This window comes from Chitinophaga sp. 30R24 (genome assembly GCF_049056765.1).
Taxonomy (GTDB): Bacteria; Bacteroidota; Bacteroidia; order Chitinophagales; family Chitinophagaceae; genus Chitinophaga.
This window is the reverse complement of the sequence record NZ_JBJGXX010000008.1, coordinates 82,728-106,333: the sequence shown is the minus strand read 5'-3', so window position 1 is coordinate 106,333 and position 23,606 is coordinate 82,728. Positions and strand designations below refer to the sequence as shown.

Below are 23,606 nucleotides of genomic sequence, written 5' to 3'. Positions count from 1 at the left end.
TTTTACATTTCTTTCCATCATTTGTTAAAAAAATGACATCATGAAACAAAAAGAACAAGCCCCTCAAAATGAAACTTCTATTAGGAAACCGAATCTTCTTTTCATTCTTACTGATCAGGAACGCGCGCTAATGCACTTTCCGCCAGGCTGGGAAGCACAGCATCTTACAGCGATGCCGCGGCTGAGAGAACATGGGATTTCCTTTACCAACGCGTTTTGTAATACTTGCATGTGTTCTCCCAGCAGAGCTACATGGCTTACTGGTCAGTATCCGGCTGAACATGGTGTGATACTTACATTAACAGAGAATATGACTTATTCTGATGTAGAGCCCACCTTATTACCACAAACGCAGAACATGGCCCGTATGCTGTCTGCCGGCGGATATAACGTTACTTATATTGGTAAATGGCACTTATCTAAAGATGCAAATGGTAGTTTTGAAAACCTCACCACTGAAGATCTAGAACAATACGGTTTCATGGGTTGGGTACCACCAGATGCGGGAGAAGATACCGCCCCGGAACATTTTGGTGCAGGGGAAGCAAATAATGATTTGAACTATATTAACCAGGCACTGAATTTTCTCTATACTGTACAGCGTGGAGAGCAGGCACAACCATTTGCACTTTTTCTATCGCTCGTAAATCCACATGATGTGCTGGCCTTTCCCAAAACCTGGCAGGATAATTTTGATATATCTTACCTGAAAGGAGATATACAACTGCCACCTACCATCAACGAGAATTTACACGAAACATTGAAACCAACGGTACAGCAAATGCTACGTCCTTATCTGGATCTGGCGCTGGATCCGCTGCCAGACGACCGGCATAAGCTAGAATACCTCAACTTTTATGGTAATCTGATTGCGCATATAGATGCGCAAATTAATACGGTATTGGATGTATTGAACCAGGAATACGATACTAACAAAAAACTTTCGCTGGCAGAAAATACGATTGTGGTTCGTATATCTGATCATGGTGAAATGGGTTTAACACATGGTGCACTCCGGCAAAAAATGTTCAACATGTATGAAGAAACCATTAGTGTACCGATGGTGATTTCTAACCCTATTTTTTTTCCAAGAGCAGAAGTGAGTAGCCAACTCATTTCACTAGTAGATTTGATGCCAACTATCAATGGTCTGCTTAACCTGGATAATCCGCTTCAATATATTTTTAGAGGAGCCGATCTTTCTCCGGTGATCAAATCTCCGAGAACAGCACCGGAAATACAAGATGCCATCTTGTTCACTTTCGATGATTTCAGAGCGGGAAATGCTAATGCGATAAATCCGCTTCCTGCTGCAAACCGTATCCGTGGTATCAGAGAGAAAAGGTGGAAGTATGCTTACTATTTTTATGTAGCGCCACCTGAACAGGTACCTGCAAAAAGCTATCCGGTAGAATATGAAATGTACGATCTGGAAAACGACCCTCATGAAACCAATAATCTGGCAAATAAGGATAATCCAGATTATAATCATCCCTTTATTGTTGCTCAAAGGGAAAGACTACATAAAAAACTGCTGGCATTGGAAAAGGAGAAATTGGGAAGCATTCGGGATACGGTAACGGCATAACTTTTTAATATGCTACAAAGTAACAGGGGGTTAGCCAAATGGTTAGCCCCCTGTTACTTTGTAGCATATCGATGCTTTTTACTTTTACAGTTTCTTTGGTCCAGTAATCCTGCTGCCCCTAATAGAAAGGCGCCGGTACATACGGAACAAAGGATTACGCCTTTGGGGTGTTGCTCCTGCAACCAGTGCTGGAGCGGCCGGGAGGCACTGATAAAGCTGTTGTCCAATAATAAATTGGCGCTAAGGCCAGGGATCGTAGGCCCGCTAATGTCCAGTAAATGAACATCCGGAGGGAAACGTAAATATTACCTGTCTGGAGATAGAAGGGTGGATTGGCATAATTAAAATTAAGGAATTAGTTGATGCTATAAACAGTTGTAGGGTATGTACTCTTCTCCCTTTATACAAGCAGCTAACAGGTGCTTACCTGGGCTGATACGAGTTGGAAAGATTTCCGGATTGTATTATAAATAAAACGCTTGTATCATGCTTTTGATACAAGCGTTTTATTTATAAATTGTTCTTTGTTATTGCTTGATAAATTTCAATCCCCGTTGTTGTTTTAAACTATTATACACTTGCAACAGGTATAGTCCCGGAGGAAGGCTGGATATGTTGACCTGATAGATTCCTGGTGCTTTTCCGGCTATATCCAGTAGTTGTGTGCTGCGGGTTTTGCCGGAAATGTCTACAATGCTGAGTTGTTTCAGGGCTACATTGCTATATAGTTGTAATTGGTCGCCGGTTACCGGGTTGGGGGTAATGGTAACTGCCCATGTAGCCACAGTATCGATGGGGTGCGTAGCTATACTGTTAGCAAGCCTGGCGCCGGTGGCGGTGCCATATGCTTCGAGTTCGTAGATAGAATACCCGTACGCAGTTACCCGTGATGTCCCATAAATACGCAGGTAGCGTCCGGCGCCGGAAAGGCCAGTATGGTCATTTACCAGGGTGGTATTGTTGGTCACCGACTTTAAGGTGGTCCAATTACTTTGGTCGGCGGAGATTTGTACTTCATAGTTTTTACCAGCTGCCGCTTCCCAGGTGACCTTCACTTCGTTGATATTATATGTGGCGCCCAGGTCTACTGTTATAGACTGGGGATCGGAGAAGGCGCTGGACCAGCGGGTGGTGAGATTGCCATCTACAGCACTGGTGCCTGGCGTACCTACCGCTTCTACTGAGGTAACGGTTACCGGTTTATTTAATGCCAGGTTAGTGGAGGTAGGGGTACTTTCGTTTAGTTGTGTGGTATAGTATACTTCGTCGATATAAAAGCTGGCATCGTTGGCTGGTGCGTCGCCGCTAAAAGTGAAGGCTTGTGAGATGGTAGTAAGATCCAGACCGGTTAGAGTGTTTACTGGTATAATTACCTGGTGCCATTGGCCATCCCTTACCAGCCCCAGTTTTTGCTCAGCTGCTGCAAAGGAAAGGTCATATTGGCCGCTCTGTGAAATAACGCTGAACCGGAAGGAGCCCTGGTAGCTGGTTTTAAACCAAAATTTCAGGTAGCCGTTACTGAAATGAGACAGGTTGCGTATATCGTGCGATACTCCTAACCCGAACCAGTTACCGGCTGTAGCCGTATAGGCTATCACGTTACTACCTGTTTTAGGCATGGCGCCTGCAATGGTAGTGAGATTGTTCCATACATACAGGTTGGCATCTACGCCCAAGGTGAGTTTATTGGTAACAGCGGAAGTATCAGTATAAATGCCATACAGGTCCGACAAGATCTTATTATCCTTTACTGTAAAGGTAACAGGAGAAGACAACGTGCTAAGATTACCATCGTCGTAAGCTTTGGCCTGAATGGTATAGGTGCCTTGGTCAACGTTTGCCCAGGTAAAATTGTAGGGGGCTTTGTCTATAGTACCAATCAGGGTGCTGCCATTATAGAATTCTACTTTATAAATACCGCCGTCGTCGGTGATGTTGGTGGTGATGTTTACCTGGGCGGGCTTCATATAGTTAGCGCTGCCTGTTGGAGCGGTGATGCTGATGGCCGGTGCAGTATTATTAGGTTTGGTAACAAATATCCTTACCGGTTTAGATGTGGTGGTTTTATTTTGATTGTCGGTAGCCTTTGCCGTTAGTACTTGTACACCGGTGGCAGACGTATTCCAGGTATAATTGAATGGAGAAGAGGTAGTAGTGCCGATATAATTATCATTACTATAGAAAGTCACCTTACTGATAGAGCCGTTGGCATCAGTAGCATTGGTATTGATTTGTATGGCGGCAGGGGTTTTATATACGGTATCGCTGGCTGGTTTGGTAAGGCTTATTTTCGGTGCTGGATTGTCTGTAACACCGCCAGTGTAGTAGATGTTGTCCAGATAGAAATCGGCTGCTGCGGCAGGTGCATCGCCGGAGAACATAAATAATTGCGTGGTCTGTGTAAGGTCGGATAATCCAAATTCACTAATAGGTATGGTTACCTCATGCCATTGCCCATCTCTTACCAAGCCATGTTCTCCATTCTGCCTGTTGAACATTACCCAACCTTCTCCGTCGCCGGTGGCAATCCCTATTTTAAAGGGTGTTGTAGAGGTGGTTTTTAACTGGAGTTTTAAGCTACCACCTGCAAAGTTGCTCATGTTTTTGGGGTCATTGGCTATGCCCAGCCCAAACCAGTTGCCGGCATTGGCATGGAAGGCCCATACCTGTGAGCCTTCATATGGAACAGGGGCAGTGATGTTAGTAATATTATTCCAAAGATATAATTGTGCGGCTGTACCAAAGGTAACTTTGTCATTTACAACGGTGTTGTCTGTAAAAATGCCGTAATTGCCTTCTGGTTCATCATCGGTGCCATAGGTCAGGTATTCGTTTTGAGCAACGTCCTGGTAGAGTCGGATATAGTCTACCTGTAACTGTCCGGGTAGTGGAGCGGTAATGCCGCCTGTGGTTAAAATGCCAGGATAGTTGCCGCCTACTGCAAGGTTGAGTACAATGTAAAAAGGATGTTGAAAGGCATCTAATCCATTGCCGCCGGTGGTATTAATGGTGTAGTAAGGAGCATTGTCCAGGAATATAGTAATGGAGGTAGGGTTCCATTCCATTCTGTAGAGATGGAAATCATCGCTGAGGTCTGCTGCTGTACTGGTATCTTTGCCATAAGAGGCGTGGCCGGTATAGCCGCCTGGATTGTCTGTCCACCAGTGTACGGTGGCATTTACCAGCTTATTGGCTTTATTGGCGCTAATGGCGGAGGCAGAGCCCATCTCCAGGATGTCTATTTCGCCATTATGGGGCCAGGTACCACCGGTGGCGCCCAGCATCCAGAAAGCTGGCCATAGGCCGTTGCCTACTTTAGGAACTTTGATCCTGGCTTCTAATGCACCATAGCGGAAGTTAACCCTGCCGCTGGTTTTAATACGGCCGGAAGTAAAAGATTTACCGCCCATGTTTTCACGTCTTGCTTCAATTACCAGGTGGCCGCTTTCCAGGCGAACATTTTCGGTACGGTTGGTATAATATTCCAGCTCCTGGTTACCCCAACCGCAATTGCCGTTACTGCAGCCGTCTCCGGTTTCGTAAGCCCATACTGCGGGATTTAAGGTGGTGGCATTAAAATTCTCTTCCCATACCAATACACGTTGGGCGTGGGACAATAGGGGCAATAAAGCTAGCATTAGCCCTAAGCAGGCTATCTTTATTGTTTTGTAAAAAAAGATAGGGTAGTTGTTTGTTTTCATAATGGAATTTTTATGCTTCATGTAATTCAAGACGGGTACAATGTTATAATAGGTTGAAGTGCTAACAGTGGCTCGGATGCAGATCTTCTGAATGCGAAGTTCGAAATTGGTACTGAAGCTACATAGCGTAACTGCGCCGGATAGATATTTTTATAGCGCACGAAATAAGCCTCTCTATCATGGGTTTGCAGAGGTAACTGTTGCCGTATTTTCCTCTATCCGGCTGCACCGTTCCGGAAATATCATGTGATCGTAAAATGGAGGTATATTTGCGGCGGTAGATTCATCTGTTTTAAAAATACTATTGTGATATGGCAAAAAATATCTCATTACCGCGAATACATCAGTCTAATTTCAACTTTTTAGATACGCTTAATAAAAATAATAACCGGGAGTGGTTTAATGCCCACAAAGCTATATTTCAACAGGAGCAGCAGGAGATAGAAAATTTTGCAGAGGCATTATTAGGGGAGTTGAGTACGCACGATCTGATAGAAACGCCTTCTGGTAAAAAAAGCTTATACCGGATCTATAGGGATACCCGTTTCTCCAGCAATAAAACTCCTTATAAAACGCATTGGAGCGGTAGTTTCAAACGGGCTACTAAGCAACGCAGGGGAGGGTATTATTTCCAGATAGAACCGGGTAAAAGTTTTATTGCCGGCGGTTTCTGGGGGCCGTCGCCACAAGATTTGAAACGCATCCGCGATGATATTGCTTTTGATGCAGCGCCACTACGGAAAATATTGAACAGTAAATTGTTTAAAACTACGTTTGGTACATTGGAAGGAGAACAGTTAAAAACTGCGCCCAAAGGCTTTGAGGCAAATCATGAAGCAATAGATCTGCTGCGTTACAAGCAATTCCTGTTGATAAGGTCATTTTCAGATGAGGAGGTGTTGAGTGAAAGTTTTCTAAAAGAAGCCAACCGCACTTTTCAGGCGATGCGCCCATTTTTCGATTATATGAGTGAGGTGTTGAGTACAAACACCAATGGAGAGTAAGCCAGCGCTAGGTGGGATTGCTTGCTTTAGCAGCTTAAATTGCTTTCTTCGGAAGCGTAGAATGACTGCATAAAAACGCCCATCTTCAAAGATGGGCGTTCCGGTTACCTGGTGATGGCACTTATTTTAGCAGGCACAGTACGATTGAAGATAAGTGATAGGTGAAGGGCAGTCTGTAACGTAAGAGTTAGGACAGGTCAGGGTGTCCTGGCAAGGCTTACCAGTGGCGCGGCCTTTAATTTCTAGTTGGTCTGCCTGGTTCAATTTGGAAACAACAATTTTGTTCAATTGCAATTTGGCTTGAGATGTCTTTTTCATACTTGTTTTTTTAGGGTGTGATTTTAAAAAATGAAAAGGATTGAATTGAGCTACGGATCTAAATTTGGGCTATGTTGACATTCTGGTTACCGATAAATGAGCATGCTTGTTGGTTGATGAGGATTTCGCATGCGGGGATCGTTGTACGAATAGGTTACTGCAAACTTAATAAAGTTTGATGGGGCGCACAAGGAAATAATTCGGCTGGATAAGTAAGGGAGAAAGACAAATTGATAATCAAATATAGGTATTACAAAGGCGCATGTATCCGGGGATGCATGCGCCTTTGTAATGGAGGCTATAAGTTAAACCCGAGGCTCAACTGCCATTGCCATCTATTGGTGCCGGGCAGGCTGGTAGCGGGTACATTGCCTGTTGCAATGGAAGCGTTCTGGTACCAGTAGTCGGCCTTCACAAAAGTGTTGAGCTGCCGTATCGGAAACTGATATAACGCTTCCGCCTGAATGGTAGTAACGGTGGCATTATAATAGTAATAATCACGAAATATCACCGCCTTGGTAAAAGCCGGTTGCTGTGCCGGTTGAGTAATATCGGCAGATATAGGCTGTTGTAAACTGCCTTTTAAGAGCAATTTTAGTAACGAACTACGGGGGGGCATAGGCACATACCAGGCCACCAGCGCGCCTACAGTGGCGTATTGGTATTCGGCGGTTTGCCCTGCAGAACCATCGGCGCGGAACTGGTCAGAAACACTGCCCTCCAGGCCAACTTCGTACTGTAGTCTTTGTGCTTTATAGTGGGCGAACATTGGCTGTACTTTTAATTGCTCAAAAGCATATACGTAGTTATTGCCTGCTAATAAGGTATTGTAATCTTTGTCTTGTTGGTGGATATAATTCACCAGGGCACTCCAGCGTTGTTTGCCGCGTTTATATTGCCAATAGGCGTCTGCCGACCATTCATTTTCATAGAAATAACCATAGGTAAGCACATTTTCGCCTACGTCAAATCCTTTCTGGAAAAAGCTGGAATTAGCATGGGTATAACCACCTTTTAGTGTAAGGCTGCCAATAGGGAGCTGTCCGTCATATAAGCCGTGGAGCTTCCATCCTTTGGTATTGCTGGCGATATTGGTGTTGCCGGTTTTTAATTCCACGTAACCATAGCCATCCTGCAAATAATTAATATATTCCGGTTGCGTTAAACTGTATTGGTAATCTTTGTTACGGTATTCCAGGTTGGTGTCAGTACTTTTCCGGATAATACCTCCGGCCACGCCTATTTTGTGTTTGGGTAGCAGATGGTAAATAAGGCTTGCATCTGTAGCCAGGTGATAGGTGAAGTATTCAGAACGAGGGTCGTTGCCTCTCCAGCCATCATTACTGCTATACGAAATACCTGCTGCTGCCGTGAATTTGTCTTTAAGGAAAGACCGGCTCACAGTGCCCTGTAATTGATAGCTGATTACCTGCCAGTTACCTTTTTTTCCTGCATAGAAATAATAGGGAGCAGGATTGTTTAAGTCGTCTCGTAGGGTGTAGCCTACGCTGTCTTTGGTGGTACTGAGATAAGTAAAAGCGCCGCTGACGAGCCATTTTTTCAATTGGCGGGTGCCGGCGGTATTAAAGAACAATTCACGTTGTTTGGCAGCATCCTGGGCCAGGGCATAGCCACCATCTTTTACCCGGTAGCCGGCTTCTACGATAGCGTATTGGCTAAAGGGACGGAGCGGCTGACTAATTACATCTTGGGAAAAAAAATGATAGCGCTGCTGGAACTGTTGTGAATGCACATCCACCGCAGTATCCTGTGCCTGCACGCGCAACGGCCACCAGGCGCTGGAGCAAATGAGCATTATTGTATAAAAAACAGATCGCATGATATGGTTGGTGCTGTGGCAACAGGTAATGGTTACCTGTTGCCGGTTACCTCATTTAATTTTTAAATGCCTTCGGTAAAGCCCGTGGCAGATAATCAAAATCATTGGTAGAATTATTGGTATCCATCAGAATGATCCTGCCACCTACTGTTTTAGCCGTTTTACGGATAGAAGCTTCGGAAGAATATTGTCCATCCGGTACATTGGTTGCGCCGGCATCCAGGGTAGTGGTGAGCTTTTTGGCTACACGCTGACTGGAAGTAGGACTTGGATTTTGTATCTGTACGGCGTCCAGTATTTCGCTGGAAGGAATCTGATAATACACGGTGGTGGCACTGGTAACGGTGGTAGCCGTTGGGTCAGGGAACTTTTTGTAGGTAGTGGCATCGGGTGGATTTGCACCAGTTTTGGTTAACTCGGGTAAATAGGCTTTTGTTTTGAAAATAGCAACTGCCTCCCGGCCTGGGCTGTCAAATATCAAGTCCCTGTTACTGCTTGCATCTACTACTACCATGTTTGGTACGTTCAGGTTATCTACATCGGTAGCAAGCGCATTGTTGATCACATTGCCCAGGTATATTTCAAAATCGGCCCCGCTAAGGTCTATTGTGAGGGTAGGATCTTTTACGCTGATGGCATTTCCATCTGTTCCAACAAACGGTGCTTTATGGTTTTGCGCGGTAGCTGCAATCACAAAACTGGCGCCCGGTTGCACTGGATATTGCTTACCATTGCCTGGCACGCGGAATATCGTTTTGGCATACACGTAGTTGCGGTTGGCGGCATCTCCGCTTGGACTCATGCCAATGGATTTGCTCCAGTCGTATTGTTTGTATAATTCATCAGACGCATTGCTGATGAAGATGCCCTTGCCCAGGTCGGTGCTGGCCAGGCCGGTATTGTTACCTGCCAGTTGGGTAAAGTATAAGCTGTCTGCATACAACACTTCGTTGGAGTTGTTGTAAATTTCTATAAACTGGTCGCGGTATACAGCGCCATTAGTAGTATTGCTACCGGCATAGTACACTTGCTTGATCACCCAGTCACCTATCTTACCCAATTGCAATTTCAGTGATAAGGTATTATTGGTGGTAGTATTTAATGTAAGGCCAGTAAGGGCGGCGTTGAATACTACAGAGTCTTTATCGATAGCTAAGCCGGTAATGTTTTGGTATTGCGCTTTGGAAATGGAGATGGTAGCCTGCACATCGTACACGCCTGCGCTGATGCCATTAAAAATACCTAACCCATCTTTGTCTGTAGCGGCTGTAAGTTTAAATCCGGTGATGGTGTTTTTTACCGTTATTGATATACCTGCCTTTGGAAAGTCATAGTTGCCGCCAGTGGTATCATAAGCAGCTTTCACAATCACGTTAATAGGCGGTACGGAAGGTCCCAGATCACTCTTTTTACAAGCTGTTACCCAGAGCAGGGCAATGGTTAAAACAGCGGCTATAGGTTGTATACGTTTCATGTATATATTTTTTGCTTATTAATTATTTAATGGAGAAAATTAGCTCTGCGCCATAGGCTGGTTGGCCATTATAATAGGCGGTACCACTGGTAAGTTTCTCTTTAGGTCTGATGTTGAATACATTGTAAGCATTAAAGGAGAAGCGCAGGTAATCGCCAATTTCCTTGCTCAACCGCGCATGCATATTAGGATATACGAAGGCTGGTTGTGTGGTTACTTTGTTACCATTAGCGTCTTTCTTTGTGAGATGGGCGTATTCCGGTAGCTGTGCTTGCTCGGGCGTGAGCGGGAAATACTCCAGTTGTTTGGTATAATACCCGATCGGATATACGCTGGATGGCATCAGTTCAGAGCGGTTCAGCCAGAACAGTTCCCCGGTGAGCATAATTGCCATCCGCAGGGAAGGGATGTGGGTAGTGCTCACCAGCGTGGTTTTCACGTTAGCCGATTTTGTTTCGGTGTTGTTAAACAGGCCGTACAAGGGTACCAGGTCGTAGCGCGGATTTTCGGGTACGTACATTTGCGGTACGTTCGTTTTTACGCTGCTGCGGTAATAGGCAGTACCTATGTTGAAAGAAGTTTGTATTGCCTGGATCTTTTTGATTCCGATCATCAGCTCCAGCCCATCGGAACGGTTGTAGCTACCATTGGCCATTCTATTGTACCCGGGTAGATAATAAGAATAGGTGCCATTCGGCGTATAGGAAGGCTTCCCGTCTGCTACAGGCATTACGGTATAATTAGGTAGTTCCAGCGGCACAACGGTATAAAGCGTGGTGAAGCCATTATCTGCAGTGCGGTTAAAATAATAGAGGGAAGCCTGCAATGGGCCGGCATCCAGGTTCATACCTGTTTCAAAAGTTTTGCTGCGGTATGGCTTTATATCCAGGTCTTCCAGCGGTATCACCTTCGTATAGGCGAGGTACAGGCTCTGGTTGGCGGAGCCGTTGTATGCGCTTATCAGCGGAATATCTATATATACATTACCAGGGCTTACCTGTGATAAAGCCGGTGCTTTGGTGGCTATTCCATAAGCGATGTTCCAGTTAAGTTGTTTACTTACCTTATAGCTGGCGCTTAAACGCGGGGAGAGTGTATAGTATTTGTTCTGGATATCTTCTCTGAATCCCAGGTTCAGGTTCAGCGGGCGGTTCAGCACTTTGGTGGCCAGGCTGTTTTCAATATAAATACCGCCATTGCTGAGTACTGGCAGGTCGTTGTAGGGGCGGATACGATCGTTCTTTTTCTCGCTGTTATGGAAACGGGGGCGGGAAGGATCAATCAGTATGCCTGGGCCTTTGTTGGCGCTATAGCTGTAATTAACCCCCACGGTTAATTTATAGGTGCCCACCTTAGACAGTTTGAATATACTGTTGGTTTCCAGCCTGGCAGCGGCATTTACCGGCTCGCCAATAATATGTTTTACTGAGAGGTAATAGCCAGGGGTAAAATAACCTTCATGAATACCGGTTTCCATAGCATCGATGATCCCAAGAAAAGTGTTGGAATTCAAGTACCGCTGCTCATACGACTCCTGTCTGCCCCAACTGTAGTTTCCCTGCAGCTGTATGTTGTACAGCCAAGGCTTTTTTACCAGCCATTCGCTGCGGTTGTTGATAGTAAACGAGCGGTTGCTGAACTTCGCCATTTGTTCAGTGCCCAGGTCCGGGTCTTGTTTGGTTTGGTCGATAGTGGCGTTACCATCAAGGCTCAGTGTATTTTTAAAGTGAAACAAGCCCTTAGGCTGATAGGTCCATAAAACGCTGCCGGCTATGCGCTGATAACCTTTTAGTTTATCGCGGGGATCATCCTGACTATTCAGATAATCGAAACTAACGTTTACAACGCCGATAGCAGGGGAGAGCGCGTAACCTTTGTTGATGCCTATATTACGGGTGGCTTCATTGGTGCGTACCGTAACGCGCAGGGGGGTAAGGCCTGCCTGCCTGTTTACCACTACCAGTCCGGTAGTATATTCGCCATACCTGGCAGAGGCAACGCCGGATACTACTTCAATGTTCTCAATATTCTCGGCGGGAATGGTGCGTAGGTCCAGGCCATTGTTAGCCTGCATAGCATTCTCGTAACTTCTGTATAAAGTGCCATTACGCCAGCTACGGTCCTTTATGACGCCATTTTCCGGATTCGAAATATTATTGGCAGAGAATAATCCGCGGCCGGGGTTCATGGCTTGCATGTTGGCATCGTTGGAAACAACGCCGCCATCTACTACCACAGAAATACCAAATGCATTGTTCAGGGCTTCCACCGTGTTGCTGGAAACAGCGCTGCGCAGGGTAAGCGCCTGCATTCCCTGTACGGATACATTGGGCTTCATGATCGTTTGACCAGGCAGGTAGTCTAATACATTAGCCAGGCTCAACGCCTGCGTTTGCTCAATCGCTTCGCGGTCGAACAGGATAGAGGAATTGGAAGCCGATGTTTTTTTCCGGATACCATTCACTTCTACATCCGGCAGTTTCAGGTTATCGTCTTTTAAAATAAAAACCGGTAATATGCCGGAAGTATTCATAGCCACTTCCCTGGTCAATGTTTGTTTGCCTACATAACTTACCCGTAAAGTGAGCGTTTGGCTTAAATACAGGGCTGGGGGAACCGTTAGTGTAAAGCTTCCGTCAATAATTGTATAGGTTCTGATATCTTCCGCCGTCAGTGAAACGGTGGCATATGGCAGTGGTTTACCCTTACTATCAGTTACTTTTCCCTTCAATGTTATTTGCTGAGCAAATGCTTTTGGCATCAGGCCTGTCAACAGTACATACATACCAACCGTTAGTACTAAAGCCTTTATAATTGTTCCCATATGTATTCGCAGATCTTTCTCTTCTAGTAAAGAAAATAGTGCGCAAAGGTGTGTAAACCTGATAAGTTATCCAATCGCAATCGGGAAAATTATTTACGCAAAAAGGAATAATTCAAAAAATGGAAGGGTAGTGGGGGATATTTTGGGGGGGTAAATACGTTTTAGGTAAATAAAAACGGGGATGTTGCTGAGCTATAGCAACATCCCCGTAGGGGCGTTAAGGATATTATCAGGGATTAGACCAGGTCTTTTCCCCTTTTTTCATGCTTTCCAGTTTTTCTTCCACAATTTCTTGACCGATCTGCTTCTGTTGCAGGAGTTTTTCCAGGATCTGGATGGCATCCTGTTGCCGGCCGGTTTTATACAACAGGTCGGAATAGGTGAACACGCTGCTTAGATCGCCCTTGTCTAAGGCCATTTTACTCCAATCGAGTGCTGTGGCCAGACATGTTTTATCGGGGCAGTCATCGAATACCCTGTTTGCAATGGCATTCATCTCATAGGGTTCAATATCATCTGGGTAGGCGCCAATATATGCTCTCATCGCGGTATTCAGCTGTTGCCAGTTCTTTGTTGCCAGGAAATATGTTACATGCAGTCTGGCGAAGATTTCCTTGTCATAGCCAGGATATTTTTTTGCCAAACTGGCAGCTTTCTTTTTCCAATCTACTGGTTGGCCAGCCGGTAGATTATCTTCTGCTAAAGCAATATCCTGTATCAGGCGGGCTGTTTTCCCTTTCCCCAGTATTTTGTCTATGCCCTTGCCATGTGTCAGCAAAAATGGAAAAGTATTGTCTTTACTGTGCTCGGTGAGCGTGTAAATGAATTGGAGATTTTTTGCTGTAAACGTATCTTTTTGAGCAGCCAGGTAGGCAGCGGCCAATTGGGGTTCGTGGACGCCATCATCATTATGTTTGGCCATCAGTGCCAGCTGGTAAATATCTTCCGGATTGGTGAGGTGCCCGGCATTGAATTGCTCCAGCAAGGTATAATATTGGGTGGCAGGATTTAATGCTTCGGCAGATTTTCCTACAAATGCCGTTGGATCAAAGATAGCACCAATGATCCGGTGTACCAGTTTGCCATCAGGCGAAAAGTACAGGAATGTGGGATAGATGTGCACGCCGTATTCCTTGGCAATTTTCTCCGCATCGGCATAGAGCAGCTTTACATCTGGGTTGTCTGCCGCTGCTTTATCCATTTGCATCTTTACGTTGATAAAATGTTCGTTGAAGAAGGTACCGGTCGTATCTTGCGGAAATACCAGTTGCACCATCAGTTTACAGGGACCACACCAGGTAGTAAAGCAGTCCATGAAAATAAATTTATTTTCTGCCTTTGCTTTTGCTTTGATCTCTTTCCAGGTAAGTCCATGTTCAAAATGAATGCCTTTTTCCTGGGCTTTTATGGCAATAGGTAACAATAGCAGCAGTAATATGCTGCTTGTAATAATCTTTCTCATGTGTGGCTATTTTATCTTACTTAATGATAACCTTTGTTCTGTGATAATTTCGAATTGGTGCTGACCGCCGATTGAGGTATGGGATACAGTACGTCTGTATCTTGCCATCCGGCTGGTTTTTCGGTGCCTATAATGGCAGTGCTCCGGTTGGTTCTCTTCAGGTCGAGCCAACGGTGTCCCCATTCGCAAAACAGTTCTACCTGTCTTTCATGCTCAATAGCTAATAACAAAGAATTTTTATCAGTGGCAGTAGTGCCGGTTAAGCCGGCGCGCAGCCGGATTACATCCAGGTCTTCTTTGGCCTGGCTGGTATTGTTTTGTTGCGCCCTGGCTTCGGCCCTGATCAGGTATTGCTCTGCGAGCCGCAATACCATCTCAAACTCTGCATTGTTGTTGGTTCTTGATTTATACTTATAAGGATAGAGGTAAGCAGACCCCAATACGGTAATGCTGTTGATCCATTTGCTTTTACGGGTGTCGCCTAGCTCAAAGGCATTGTATAGGATATTATTGATGGCATAGTTTGGCACCGCATCGGCACTGATAGGCACCATGTTACTGGCAAAATAAGTATAGCCATACACGTTTGTGTAGAATTGCCAGATCCCCTCTTGGCTGTTGGCCAGGAACACATCGTTGGGATCAGGCACTATGCTGTATATGCCCGTTTGTACGATCACGTTGGTCGCCTCAGATTCAGCCTGTGCCCACATGCCACGGTACAGGTATACCCTGGCAAGTAAGGCTGAGGCTACATAACTGTTCACCCGGGTACGGTTGCCTCCAGACCAGCTATAATCTCTTGGGAGTGCGTCGCGCGCTGCGGCAAGGTCGTTGGTGATCTGCGTATATACCTGATCTGTGGTGGCAGCCGGCGCCTGGTTAATATCGCTGATGTTGCTGTTGGTCAGCAAAGGCACGCTGCCAAAATAGTTGACCAGGTAAAAGTGGCAAAAAGCCCGTATCACTTTTGCCTCTGCGGTCAGTTGCTGTTTGAGCGAAGGAGAAAGGGTAGTTGATGCTTGTACACCATCTATGATGCTGTTAGCCAGATAAATAACGTTATAAGAACTGGCCCACAAGTCACTCACATCGCTATTACTGGGCGCCAGGCTGTTGTTATAGAAGTCGTCGAATGTATTTTGCACCGGAATGATTTCATCCGCCGATTTGGCTGGCAATAGGCTTATGCGGAAGCTATATATGCCTGTACCGTAGCCGCTGCCATTGTATAATTGGGAGTACATTCCATTTACGGCGGCTACAGCAGTGGCAGAATCCGCAAAAATGGTGGTGCTGGGCAGTTGATCGCTCGGTTTTTCTACGTCGATCAGTTTTGAACAACTGCTTAAAAACGCCAGCACTGTTAGTAAAAGCACGATATTTAATTGAACCCGTATCTTCATAATCTTAATGTTTAATAGGAGAATTGAATACCTGCAATCACCATTTTTAAGGTAGGCAGGGTAGGTGTGCTTAATGGTGAAACATATGGATTGTTGGAAACCCCTGGAGTAATATTAGTTTCCGGATCAAAGCCACGGTATTTGGTGAACGTGATCAGGTTTTGTCCTCTCAGGTATACCCGGCAACTGGCCATCCTCAACATTTTTCTCCATTGATCGGGCAACGTATAGGATAAAGAAATGTTTTTTAACCTAATGAACGATGCATCGGTAAGTTTGCCATCTGAGCTCAGGAAGTAATTAATATAAGAATTATACGAAGGGGAAGATGCCTGGGAAGCTGGCGTAAAAGGACTGTTCAGCACATCTCTATACTGGTTGGATAATAAGCCAGGAAAAGCGGTGACTGCATAGTTCTGTTGTTTCACAAAGTTAAACAGCATATCCAGCTGGAATTGCTTGAAACGTATGGAGTTGCTGATCCCGCCGTAATATTTAGGGTCTCTGCTACCGGCTACAATATAGTCGCCTTGCCCATTGGCAAATAGACCGGGAGTAATCACCCCGTCTTTGTTCACATCTTCTACGGTGGCCTGTCCGTCTTTAAAACCGGTTAAGTGGTATAGCCCAATCATGTTTAATGATTGCCCTATCACGTAAGTATTGGCATAGGAAGAATTTGCCAGGCCAGGGAAAGACAGCAGTTTATTTTTATAGGCAGAAATATTAAAAGAGAGGTTCCAGCTGAAGTTTTTATGGTCTATTGGCGCGCCTTTCACTTCGATTTCAACTCCCTGGCTTTGCACGAGGGCATTTAAGTTGGCAGTGTAAGACGAAAAGCCGGATTGGGGGGAAAGGGTGTAATTAGCGAGCATGTTACCGGTACGGTTGCGGTACCAGGCACCGGTAAACTGTAACTGGTTGTGAAGAAAGCCCAGATCCATGGCAGCTTCGAGCTTATTACTCCTTTCCCAGCTAAAATCGGGATTGGCTACCCCTGTAGGTACAAAGCTGGAAGTGGGGCCATAGGTGACCGGTGAAATGCTGTAGGTGCTTAAATAGGCATAGTTAGGGATTTGGTCGTTGCCCACTGTGCCATAGCTAGCCCTTAACTTTCCGTAGCTTAACCAATTTTGGTGCTGTAAGAAGCTTTCGTCAGAAAATATCCATGCTGCGCCAAGGGAACCGAAATTACCAAACCGTTTATTCGGGCCGAAACGGGAAGAACCATCCCTTCTGAAGGTGCCGTTTAATACGTATTTATCTTTCCAGGTATAGCTTAACCGGCTTAAAACAGAGGCGTATTTATATTCTGCGGTGGTGCTGGTATTAACATAGATCGTTCCTGCGGCGCCGTAACTATCCATGAGCGCCTCTGTTGGAAAGTCTGCAGCGATTACAAAGTAAGGTTGGTTATATTTCGACTGCTGCCAGGAACCACCTACAATGGCGTCTAGCTTGCCTGCTCCAAGGGTAGTATGGTAGTTGATCTGCGGCTCTACAAGATAGTTTTTGGTGCTATTACTGCTATAATACCCTGTGCCAGTATTCTGATAGACTGGATTATAGGTGCTGCCAGGGTACAATATTTTTTGATCCAGTTCTATTTTATTTTCTCCTACATTAACTTTTACCTGTAAATTTTGCAAAATGTTGTAACTAAGGGAAGCATTCAGCAACATGCTTTCTGTGTTGGTTTTAAAAGACTGTTTCAATAACGCCATTGGGTTAGAAAAGCCACCGCCCCAATACAATTGCCCATGGTCATCATACATTGGGTAGTTGTTGGGATAAGTGGTGCTAACGTTGGTGAGGTCTGGGCCATAAATGAGGTTGTTGTCTGTACTGTAGATCGCACTCATGTTCACTTTAAATCTCCCGTCTGCAGAAGTATGGTCTACCTTCATATTTACATTGGCTCGTTGGTAGCGGGAGTCACTTGGTGTTACCATCGTTTCATGGTGATAAGTACCTCCCAATAAAAAGGTGGTCAGTTTATCGCCGCCGGAAATAGCGGCGTTCACTTCTGAGAGCTGTGAGGTACCGCCAATCAACATCTTCTCGTAATTAACGTTGTCTGTTTGGCTCCATAACAGTAGGTCGGGCGCATTGTCGGCAGTAGGTATAATGTTGTCGTTGGCAAATGCTTTACGACGGATATCCACGTACTCCTGCGTGTTGAGCAGAGGTAATAGCCGGGTTACTTTACCTGCACCGGTAAAACCATTTACGTTGAGGTGTGTTTTTCCTGTTTTCCCTTTTTTAGTGGTGATCAGAATCACTCCGTTAGCACCTCGCGAACCATAGATGGCGGTGGCATCTGCATCTTTGAGGATATTAATACTTTCAATATCCTGCGGGTTGATCATCGTTAAAGGATCGCTGCCTCCGTTGGGCGTTCCCCCGGCTTGGCTGCCTCCGCCAAAATTTTGTTGGTCTACAGGGTTGCTGTCGAACGGAATACCGTCAATAATATATAAGGGATTGCTACGCGCCTTGATAGAACTGGCCCCTCTGATCTGTACATTCACGGGGGAGCCGGGCATGCCGGAAGATTGTTGGATATATAACCCAGGTACTACGCCTTCCAGTGCAAGCATTGCGTCATTCACTGGTTGCCTTTCGATGGTGGCTGCTTTTACAGTGGATACGCTGCCGGTATTTAAGCGGTTGGTAGTAGTATAATATCCTTTTACCACGGTTTCTTCCAGTACACTGGAAGAAGGCTTCATAGACACGGTGAGGTTTAAATGGTTATCCTTTACGGATATGGAAGTAATATATCTTTCAAAGCCCAGGTACGTTACTTCCAATGTATATACGGTGGCATGGGGAACGTGACTGAAAACAAATAAGCCGTCGGCGTCTGTGCTGAAATGGAAGGGAGTACCTTTAAGCGCCACATTGGCGCCTGGTAAAGGATTGCCTTTGGAGTCGAGCACATGCCCCCGGATGATAATGGACGTATCTTGGCTGAGAGTGGGCGCACTGTTGGATGGAAGTACTTTCCGCGACAAGAAAATCGTTTTGTTGTTGATGGTATATTTAAGCGGACTATCTTTAAAAAGCGCTTGCAGAAACTGTTCCAAAGGAAGATTGTGCGCCTGAATCGTAACCGGTAGAACGCCCTTGACCACATTTTCGGTATATACAAAAGCGTAACCGGTTTGCTGTTCTACGGCAGTCATTACTTTTTCCAGGGGAACAGCAGTCCCGGAAAAGTTGACGGTTTGTGACATGCCCTTTGCGCTCAGGCTCAGAAAAGCGACGGTCAATAATACTGTTGTTAGCTTCATGGCTAATCCGATTTTGGTAATGTAGTGGTTGCTCCCACGGGCTGACCAGCCACAAAAAGTAGTTTTTTGCATACTTTCGCAGGTATTTGGTTGAATAATAAATAAGTCCTTCCCGACTTTTGTTTTTCTAACTTACGCAGACGCCCCACCGGAGATGTTCCACCATCTTCGGCTTTTGGATTGGATAAGTATAAGTTGTTAACTGCTGGCTATAGGCAGTGTTGCTGCCGGTGATCAGTTACCGGTTACTATAAGCGTTCTGCCTTCTCGTTTAATGTTGATACCTAGGTCCGAAAAATATTGTAATACATCCGACAGGTTGACCCGTTTATCCAGCCGGCCCTCAAAGGTGACGGCAGGAATTTTTCCTTCATACTTTACATCTACATTATACCATCGTTCTAATTGCTTCATGACGTTTTCCAGGGTAGCATCCTGCAGATTAAAAAATCCGTTTTTCCAGGCCATTACCTGGTTCAGGTCTACGGTTTTAATTACCTGGATGTTAGACTGGCTATTGGCTATAATTTGGGCCTGTTGCCCGGGTAGTAAGATGACTGCTTGTTGCCCTGTGCCGGCCGCTACTTTTACGCTGCCTTCGAGTAAGGTGGTTTGCAGCACGCCTTCATCGGCATAACTGTTCACATTAAAGCTGGTTCCTAGTACGATAACGTTTGATTGCCCGTTTACGTCTACTATAAAAGGTTGTTCTTCATTTTTGGTTACTTCAAAGTATACTTCTCCCGTGATCTTAACGGCTCTCTCTTTGCGGTTAAAGGTTACCGGATAGGTAATAGATGAGGCGGCATTAAGCCATACCTTTGTTCCTTCCGGAAGAGTGAGCTGATATTGTCCGCCCCGGGGAGTAGACATGGTGTTGAGTATGGTTGCCCCTTGTGCCCTGCCTGTTTCCGTATAAATAATTTGTCCGTTTGTTCGTTTTACTATCTGTGCATTGCCTTGCTGTACAAGCTGCCCGTTGCTGGCGCTATCAAGTGTGATAGTACTGCCGTCTCCCAGGGTAAGCACTGCGCTGTTGCCTCCTGGTTGTATATCTGCTGTTAATGGTGCAGGGGAAGATGCCTGCGTTTTTATTGTTCTCTTACTGGTGGCCCAGAAATAACTACTGGCGCCAAAAAGCATGACTACGGCGGCCCATTGCCATTTGCGAAGAAACGGCATCCGTCGCAACGGTATATCCGTTTTCCGCGAAGGCAGCGATTGGCCTGCCAGGAAAATGTTATTGAGTACCTCTTGACGGAGGTCTTCCGGCACTATTACCGGTGGTTTTTCACTATCACGGAGGGTTGCCCCTAATAATTCCAGTACCTGCTGTTCATAAGCAGGATGTTGCAGAAGGGTGCGTAATTCAGCCCTTTCTTCTTCGGTAGCCTGTGCATCCAGGCACTTTTGATATAAATATTGAAGTTTTTCTGCTGACATAAACTGGTTTACATATGATATGACACCGCCTGTAAATCATTTGGGTTACAGGAAGGTTAAATTTTTATAAATAAATTATAAATAAATGATCAACAAAAACAGTAACAGTGGATGATCGAGGTAGGTAAGCAGGAATGCCCGGATGGTGCGCATGGCCCGTTCCAAGTGTTTTTTTACTGTTTCCTGGGATAGTTTCAGCGCTTTGGCAGCATCTTCCCGGCTATGGCCTTGTAATTTAATGAGCCTGAAAACGGCTGCCTGTTGTTCGGAGAGTTGTTGCATGCCTTGCCGGAGTACTTCGGCATACTGTTTTTCCTGTAGCAGGTTCTCAATGTCATCTACATCCGCCGGTGCTATATTTTGGGAGTAATGTTGTTCCCGCATTTTGAGCCGGTCCTGTTTTCTCAGCTCATTTAAAATAACCCGCCTGGTAACTACTACCAGGTAACCATGGAAATTATCAATGGTTCCCAATGCATCCCTGTTTAACCAGATCTTGAGAAATACTTCCTGCAGTACATCATCTGCCACGCTGTAAGAGCGGGTAAGGCTCCAGGTAAGGGAATAAAGAGCGTCTTTGTAGTGATCAAATAAAGTTGTAAAAGCTGCTTCGTTTCCGGCAGCTATTTGTTCCAACAATGCTCTTTCATGTGCTAAAGAATGACTCAAAGGTATAATATTGACAATCCACTGTAAACATAATAAAATCATTTGATCATTGTGCATGGAATTCCCTGCAGTTAAGGGAGCAGTAAGGCGGCCTGAATGGTGGCATAATAAGAGTAGGAACTTTTTATTTTGGTACGCTGTGTATCGTTAATGAGCAAGAGGTAAGTACCTTTAAAATATTTATGTATTTCAATGATCTTTAATTTGTTAACAATAAAGCTCCGGTGCACCCGTACAAACTCAGGCGGAAGCAGCTCCTGCAGGTAGCTGAGTGAATAATCCGTTAGCCAGGCGCCCGTTTGTGTATGGAGATACACATATTTATCTTTTGCTTCAAAATAACAAATATCAGATACCTGTACCAGCTGTATTTTGTTGCCTGTTTTTACAGGCAAAGTGCTGATGGAACGAATACCTGGTTGTTCATCCAGCAGTATTTTTATTTTCTGCAACATATTGGTTCCGTCTGCCAGTCGTTCTGTTACTCTTTTGATAGTAATGTCCAGTCGTTCGACCTCTACGGGTTTTAGCAAATAATCAAGGGAGTTTTGCTCAAAGGCTTTAACGGCATATGCTTCATAAGCGGTTACAAATACAATCAGTGGCGTGTAGTGCAGTTGTTGGAGTACCTCGAAGCCATTATAGGCAGGCATCTGTATGTCGAGGAAAACAAGGTCAGGGCGTTGTTGATGTATAAAGTCAATCGCTGTTTTCCCATTTTTGGCCTCGCCTACTATCTTAATGGCCGGATAGTTTTGCAACGCTTTTTTTAAACGGTGCAATGCTATATTTTCGTCGTCTACCAGCAATGTTTTAATTTCTTTTGGGAAGGGTAAGCTGCACATATTTATGGGATGTGTTGTTAAACTCAATATTGAAATCACTTGTATATAGCAGTTGTAGCTTACTGATCACCAGGTGTAAACCAAGCCCGTTGCCAGGCTTGTCTGGAAATGCTGGTCCGGGGTCTGCAATGGTGATCAATATATTTTCTTCTTGCAACATGATGCGTACTTCAATGGAGCCATTGCCGGTTATGGCTTCTATACCATGTTTTACGGCATTTTCCACAAGTGGTTGCAATATAAATGAAGGAATGGATAATGATAGTGTTGAGGGATCTGCTGTTATTGTGTATTGCATCCTGCTGTCATAACGTATCTGTTGCATCTGCAGATAAGTACGAACAATGTCCAGTTCATCTGCTATAGCGTGAAAGGTAGCGCTGTCGTTCTTTAAGGTGAACCGGAAAAATTTAGATAGCAATAATACCAACTGTTCAGCTTTCCCTGGATCTAATGGGATAAGGCCGGCAATGGCGTTATGTACATTGTACAAAAAATGCGGATTAATCTTGGCCCGCAGTAGCGCTAACTCGAAAGCTGTTTGCTGTTGTTCCAGTTGTAATATCCGGTATTGCTGCTGGAGCAGTTGATTGCCTAACATGCTTTTCCATTCTTCACTCACGTAAATGGGTATACCAATTATTAATACAATCAGTATGTTAAGTGCGTAAATATCGGTGCCATGCAGTAGCCGGTAAGGTGGGGTAGCTGGCAGCAATGATAACATAAAAGTAGTTAGTTCTGTTCCTGCCAGTGCTGCTAGTATCAATGCGCTGATCATAACGCCAATCCTGATACCTGGAGAATGGATGGAGGCAGTGAAGAAACGCCTGGAATAGATGGTTAGCATCATGAGTGCGCCAATATTAACATTCGACAGCAACGACATTAGGATACGCACCGGCCGATGGTCGTAAGTGAAATACAGGTACACCCCAAAAGACGATCCAATCAATACACAAATCAGCAATACATTGATAGCTTTGCGCATATTCAATTTGTTTTAGAAGGTGCATACCGGCCAATAGTTATAAAGATAATAATAATGTAGCTGAAACCAATAACAACGGGTAGCAGTTGACTGTATGGTTTGTATTGAGGAAGCACAGTGCCGCTGAAAGCAGCAGTAAGGCCGCTGAGGGCGCTGATCATTTTGTAGACATGTTCGTATATACCGGCCTTCTTGCGTATGCTGGCTGGTAGTATCCATTTAAGGAGGTCATATGCCGTTACCAGTAACAAAGCCCCTATCGTGGAATAGGTAATAACAGGCGACCAATATAACCCCGACGCATGTAGGTAGTACAGATAATAAACAGCGGATAAGATCACTACCGCTGACGCCAGGCTATCTGGTATATCCGGTTTTCTGCCTCGTTGCCGTATTGCCCGTATGCCGCTAAAGCAATTATAACCACTCAATAGGGTGATCACCAGCAGGAAATTATTGCGCTTGAACACAAATACGCCTAGCAAACCAGTGGTGATGACTACGGCGACGAACCATATAAAGTACCGTCCCAGCCGGATATGTTGGATGCTGCCCTTGGGTACCGCCAGGGCACCTATACCTGTAAGCAGTGCCAGGCTGCCTGCTATCACGTGGGTAGCAATGTTAAAAGGATGTATTGTTTCCATACTATTGATTTGTAACAGTAAATCAACAGTGTTGCCCGGTAACACAAAAGCATATTCCGTTGAAATAGGATATTAGCCTGACAGAATAGGACATATTG

The 23,606-nt window shown here is 45.1% G+C and carries 15 protein-coding genes and 1 pseudogene; 2 read left to right on the top strand and 14 right to left on the bottom strand.

The window, feature by feature from the left end:
• Window positions 1-40 precede the first annotated feature (40 nt).
• Window positions 41-1,588, top strand: coding sequence for a sulfatase-like hydrolase/transferase (locus tag ACDQ55_RS16330; RefSeq protein WP_420982521.1), 1,548 nt, complete (start codon window positions 41-43; stop codon window positions 1,586-1,588).
• 527 nt (window positions 1,589-2,115) lie between these two features.
• On the opposite strand, the gene ACDQ55_RS16325 is transcribed toward ACDQ55_RS16330, so the two are convergent.
• A complete protein-coding gene (locus ACDQ55_RS16325) occupies window positions 2,116-5,289 on the bottom strand; it encodes an Ig-like domain-containing protein (protein ID WP_420982520.1) in 3,174 nt (1,057 codons plus the stop codon).
• Window positions 5,290-5,600: 311 nt separating this feature from the next.
• Between ACDQ55_RS16325 and ACDQ55_RS16320 the strand changes: the two genes are divergently transcribed.
• Complete coding sequence (locus tag ACDQ55_RS16320) at window positions 5,601-6,293, top strand: DUF2461 domain-containing protein (protein WP_420982519.1); 693 nt, start codon at window positions 5,601-5,603, stop codon at window positions 6,291-6,293.
• Between the two features lie 126 nt (window positions 6,294-6,419).
• Here the strand turns inward: ACDQ55_RS16320 and ACDQ55_RS16315 are convergent, their stop codons facing one another.
• The 13 genes and pseudogenes from ACDQ55_RS16315 to ACDQ55_RS16255 all read right to left on the bottom strand — a co-directional run bounded on the left by ACDQ55_RS16315 (window position 6,420) and on the right by ACDQ55_RS16255 (window position 23,508).
• Entirely contained in the window at window positions 6,420-6,611 is a 192-nt protein-coding gene (locus tag ACDQ55_RS16315; RefSeq protein WP_420982518.1) for a class I lanthipeptide, read from the bottom strand.
• Between the two features lie 298 nt (window positions 6,612-6,909).
• Window positions 6,910-8,451, bottom strand: coding sequence for a DUF6850 family outer membrane beta-barrel protein (locus ACDQ55_RS16310; protein WP_420982517.1), 1,542 nt, complete (start codon window positions 8,449-8,451; stop codon window positions 6,910-6,912).
• Between the two features lie 55 nt (window positions 8,452-8,506).
• Window positions 8,507-9,925, bottom strand: a complete 1,419-nt coding sequence (locus tag ACDQ55_RS16305) for a DUF4876 domain-containing protein (RefSeq protein ID WP_420982516.1) — start codon at window positions 9,923-9,925, stop codon at window positions 8,507-8,509.
• Window positions 9,926-9,947: 22 nt separating this feature from the next.
• On the bottom strand, window positions 9,948-12,749 hold the full coding sequence (locus ACDQ55_RS16300; protein ID WP_420982515.1) for a TonB-dependent receptor: 2,802 nt from the start codon (window positions 12,747-12,749) through the stop codon (window positions 9,948-9,950).
• 229 nt (window positions 12,750-12,978) lie between these two features.
• Entirely contained in the window at window positions 12,979-14,211 is a 1,233-nt protein-coding gene (locus ACDQ55_RS16295; protein WP_420982514.1) for a thioredoxin family protein, read from the bottom strand.
• 20 nt (window positions 14,212-14,231) lie between these two features.
• Window positions 14,232-14,741, bottom strand: coding sequence for a RagB/SusD family nutrient uptake outer membrane protein (locus tag ACDQ55_RS16290; protein ID WP_420982578.1), 510 nt, complete (start codon window positions 14,739-14,741; stop codon window positions 14,232-14,234).
• A gap of 204 nt (window positions 14,742-14,945) precedes the next feature.
• Window positions 14,946-15,617, bottom strand: a pseudogene (locus ACDQ55_RS16285) (RagB/SusD family nutrient uptake outer membrane protein); the annotation flags it as partial.
• Window positions 15,618-15,628: 11 nt separating this feature from the next.
• Window positions 15,629-18,913, bottom strand: a complete 3,285-nt coding sequence (locus tag ACDQ55_RS16280; RefSeq protein ID WP_420982513.1) for a SusC/RagA family TonB-linked outer membrane protein — start codon at window positions 18,911-18,913, stop codon at window positions 15,629-15,631.
• Window positions 18,914-19,147: 234 nt separating this feature from the next.
• Window positions 19,148-20,356 carry a FecR domain-containing protein gene (locus tag ACDQ55_RS16275; protein ID WP_420982512.1) on the bottom strand — a complete coding sequence of 403 codons (1,209 nt, stop codon included), beginning with the start codon at window positions 20,354-20,356 and terminating at the stop codon, window positions 19,148-19,150.
• A 75-nt stretch (window positions 20,357-20,431) separates the two neighbouring features.
• Window positions 20,432-21,025, bottom strand: a complete 594-nt coding sequence (locus tag ACDQ55_RS16270; protein WP_420982511.1) for an RNA polymerase sigma factor — start codon at window positions 21,023-21,025, stop codon at window positions 20,432-20,434.
• 71 nt (window positions 21,026-21,096) lie between these two features.
• Window positions 21,097-21,870: a LytR/AlgR family response regulator transcription factor gene (locus ACDQ55_RS16265; protein ID WP_420982510.1), complete on the bottom strand. Its 774-nt coding sequence runs from the start codon at window positions 21,868-21,870 to the stop codon at window positions 21,097-21,099.
• Window positions 21,839-22,861 (bottom strand): sensor histidine kinase, encoded by a 1,023-nt coding sequence (locus ACDQ55_RS16260; RefSeq protein WP_420982509.1) that lies wholly within the window; start codon window positions 22,859-22,861, stop codon window positions 21,839-21,841. The genes ACDQ55_RS16265 and ACDQ55_RS16260 overlap by 32 nt, the downstream gene beginning before the upstream one ends.
• 2 nt (window positions 22,862-22,863) lie before the next feature.
• Complete coding sequence (locus tag ACDQ55_RS16255) at window positions 22,864-23,508, bottom strand: hypothetical protein (protein WP_420982508.1); 645 nt, start codon at window positions 23,506-23,508, stop codon at window positions 22,864-22,866.
• Between the last annotated feature and the right edge of the window lie 98 nt (window positions 23,509-23,606).